Source organism: Bradyrhizobium sp. (assembly GCF_049512235.1).
Taxonomy (GTDB): domain Bacteria; phylum Pseudomonadota; class Alphaproteobacteria; order Rhizobiales; family Xanthobacteraceae; genus Bradyrhizobium.
The window spans coordinates 1-3,806 of record NZ_JBEKXH010000566.1 but is presented as its reverse complement, the minus strand read 5'-3'; the positions used below and the strand labels follow the sequence as shown (position 1 = coordinate 3,806).

At 63.3% G+C, this 3,806-nt stretch carries 3 protein-coding genes; 1 reads left to right on the top strand and 2 read right to left on the bottom strand.

Annotated elements, in window-relative coordinates:
• On the bottom strand, positions 1 to 2,597 hold a 2,597-nt coding region (gene ppdK / locus ABSG20_RS31815; RefSeq protein ID WP_423868417.1), incomplete at its 3' end, for a pyruvate, phosphate dikinase.
• Between the two features lie 90 nt (positions 2,598 to 2,687).
• Positions 2,688 to 2,843 (bottom strand): DUF3096 domain-containing protein, encoded by a 156-nt coding sequence (locus ABSG20_RS31810; protein WP_423868416.1) that lies wholly within the window; start codon positions 2,841 to 2,843, stop codon positions 2,688 to 2,690.
• Positions 2,844 to 3,085: 242 nt separating this feature from the next.
• On the opposite strand from ABSG20_RS31810, the gene ABSG20_RS31805 reads away from it, so the two are divergent.
• Positions 3,086 to 3,466, top strand: coding sequence for a DUF1236 domain-containing protein (locus ABSG20_RS31805; protein WP_423868415.1), 381 nt, complete (start codon positions 3,086 to 3,088; stop codon positions 3,464 to 3,466).
• Positions 3,467 to 3,806: the final 340 nt, after the last annotated feature.

Sequence of the window (3,806 nt, the reverse complement as noted above, 5' to 3'; positions counted from 1 at the left end):
ATTCCTTTCGACGTATAAATTCCCAGGAAACTGGCCGCGTCGTCGCGGCTGATGCCGAAGGCGGTCTGCGTCAAATCGTTGGTGCCGAACGAGAAGAATTCCGCGGTCTCGGCGATCTCGCCGGCTTTCAGCGCGGCGCGCGGCAGCTCGATCATGGTGCCGACCTGATACTTGAGCTTGGTCTTGGTCTCTTCGGCAACTTTCTCCGCCATGGCGTCGATGCGCTCTTTCACAATATCGAGCTCCATCTTGCTGGCGATCAGCGGCACCATGATTTCCGGCGCAACCGGCTTGCCGGTTGCGCGGCCGGCCTCGACCGCGGCTTCGAAGATGGCGCGCGCCTGCATCTCGGCGATTTCCGGATAGGCGATGGCGAGGCGGCAGCCGCGAAAGCCGAGCATCGGATTGAACTCGGCGAGATCGCGGGCGCGATCGGCGAGCCGTCGCGGATCGGTGTTCATCGCGCGCGCGACTTCCTCGATCTCGGCCTGGGTATGCGGCAGGAACTCATGCAGCGGCGGATCGAGCAGCCGGATCGTCACCGGCAGGCCCTGCATGATCTCGAACAGTTCGACGAAATCCGCGCGCTGCATCGGCAACAGTTTCGACAGCGCGGAGCGGCGGGCCTGTTCGTCCTCGGCGAGGATCATCTCGCGCACGGTGCGAATCCGGGTCTCCTCGAAGAACATGTGCTCGGTGCGGCAAAGCCCGATACCCTCGGCGCCGAATTTGATCGCGGTGCGCGCATCGTCCGGCGTGTCGCCATTGACACGGACCCCGAGCTTGCGGACGGCATCGGCCCATCCCATCAGCGTGCCGAATTCGCCCGACAATTCCGGCTCGATCATCGGCATCCGCCCGGCCAGCACCTGCCCCAGCGAGCCGTCGATGGTGATGACGTCGCCGGCCTTGAAGGTGCGCGCGCCGATGCTCATGGTGCCGCGGCCGTAATCGACGCGGATGGTGCCGCAGCCGGAGACGCAGGGTTTGCCCATGCCGCGCGCGACCACCGCGGCGTGCGAGGTCATGCCGCCGCGCGTGGTCAGGATACCTTCGGCGGCGTGCATGCCGTGGATGTCTTCCGGGCTGGTCTCGATCCGCACCAGAATGACCTTGCGGCCATCGGCCTGCAGCTTGGCCGCCTCATCGGAGGAGAACACCATTTCGCCGGCGGCAGCGCCGGGCGAGGCCGGCAGGCCGGTGGCGATCACATCGCGCTTGGCGGCGGGATCGATGGTCGGGTGCAGCAACTGGTCGAGCGAGGCGGGGTCGATCCGCGACACCGCATCCTTTTTCGAGATCAGGCCTTCATTGGCGAGTTCGACGGCGATCCGCAGCGCCGCCTTGGCGGTGCGCTTGCCATTGCGGGTCTGCAGCATCCACAGCTTGCCCCGCTCGACCGTGAACTCCATGTCCTGCATGTCGCGGTAATGTTTTTCGAGCAGCGTATAGATCCGCGTCAGCTCCTTGAACGCCTCGGGCATCGCGGTTTCCATCGCAGGCTTGTCGGAACCGGACTCCTGGCGCGCATATTCGGTAATGTCCTGCGGCGTGCGAATTCCCGCGACCACGTCCTCGCCCTGCGCGTTGATCAGGAATTCGCCGTACAGCCGGCTCTCGCCGGTCGAGGGATTGCGCGTGAACGCGACACCGGTCGCGGAGGTCTCGCCCATATTGCCGAACACCATTGCCTGGACGTTGACCGCGGTGCCCCAGGACTCCGGAATGTCATGCAGCCGCCGGTAGGTCACCGCGCGCGCGTTCATCCAGGATGAAAATACCGCGCCGATCGCACCCCACAGCTGGTCGTGCGGATCCTGCGGGAAATCCTTTCCGGTTTCGCGCGCCACCGCATCCTTGTAGCGGCCGACCAGATCGACCCAGTCGTCGCCGGTCAAGTCGGTGTCGAGCGTATAGCCCTGGCTGTCCTTGAAGGTATCGAGAATGTCCTCGAAGTGGGAATGCTCGAAGCCGAGCACCACGTCGGAGTACATCGTGATGAAGCGGCGGTAGCTGTCATAGGCGAAGCGGCGGTCGGAGGAATTTTCGGCCAGCGCTTCGACCGTCAAGTCGTTGAGACCGAGATTGAGCACGGTGTCCATCATGCCCGGCATCGAGGCGCGGCCGCCCGATCGTACCGAAACCAGCAGCGGATTTCTGGCGCCGCCGAACACTTTGCCGGTCAGCTTGCCGACATGCTCCAGCGCCTTTTCGACCTGCGCCTTCAGCTCCGCCGGATAGGATTTGTCGTGGGCGTAAAAATAGCTGCAGACCGAGGTCGGAATGGTGAAGCCGGGCGGTACCGGAAGCCCGAGATTGGCCATCTCGGCGAGATTGGCGCCCTTGCCGCCCAGCAAATCGCGAAGCTCCGCTTTGCCTTCGGCCTTGCCGTCGCCGAATGTGTAAACCCATCTGGCGGATTTTGCCGCTTCCGGCACAGGCTTGGCAGCGACCATCTTGCCGGCGGGCTTCGGCGCCGGTTTGGCCGGGCCTTTCTTCAGCGCGTTGCGGACGGGGACCGCGGCTTTCGCGCGGGCCGGCATGGATTGCTTTGATTTCACTGCGGTTTTCTTCTGTTTAGCGGCAGGTTTGGCCATGGCTCACACTTAATCCGCGAGAGGAAAGGAAGTTTCGCGCCTTACACCATTTTGGCGGGTTCCGCGCAAGCCGCGGTTCCCTTTTGCGAACTACATATGAAACATCCTGAGTACCCCGAGGCCGATCAGGCCGGTCAAAATCAGGTAGATCGCAACCACGAAATTGAGCAGCCGCGGCATGATCAGGATCAAAACGCCGGCGATCAGGGCCACGATGGCAGGAATGTGGGCAGCCGTAATGGTCATTGAAATATCTCCGGAATGAGTTTTCGGGGAATGGAATCGATCGCTGCATTCTACCCTTTGGGCCGGTTCCACGATAGCAGACGTCGGGGACCTGTTTCGGGTTCCGCGCCGCAGCAAAAAATGTCGACAATTGCGGCGGCAAGATGTGCAGGCCTTCCGAAGGGAACGATGCGGCGCGCGATGAATTGGCACATGGGCGTGCCGGCGCAATCCGGCCTGCGCCATCGCGAAGGAGTTTTATCATGCGGAACAGGATACTTGCGATTGCCGCAATCGCGGCCGCCACTTTCGTACCGCTTTCTGCACAGGCGCAGAGCGATGTCACCGTTGGCGTCGCGCCTTCGACGGGCATCGTCGTCAGCACGCCGGTGGAAGTAGATGCCGATGGCGGCCTCGCCGTCGAACAGCGGCCGGCCTTCCGGGAATACATCATTCGCGAGCGCGTGCCGAACTACGTCGTTCCCGACCGCGTGATCGTCGGCGGCGTGTTGCCGGACACCGGCGTCACCTTTTACGACGTACCGCAGACATTCGGCGTCACGCCCTATCGCTACACCGTGGTCAACGGCCACACCGTGCTGGTCGAGCCGCGCTCGCGCCGTATCGTTCAGGTGGTCGAGTAACCTTCAACCCCGCTTGAATCAATTGTCCGGCAGCGCCACCGCCGCGGCGCGCCGGACATGAGAGCCTCGTCCGGCCTCCCCTGCCGGACGGGGCTTTTCTGTGAGCTGCGGCACGTGCCGCTCGACCTTAATCCCTCTGTCATTCCGGGACGCTTCGCTCCGCGCCCTGGAATGACAGCGGTGTTTTTGTATCGCGACCTCCGCCGCTAGGACAGACGTCAAATTAACGGCTTCGGATTTTGCAGGCAGTCCGTCCATGGGTCGGCGCCGGTGGATAAATCAGGATGAGGTTATAAGCTCCCCTCCCCCCACGCGCATCGCGGGGAGGGGTCGGGGGTGG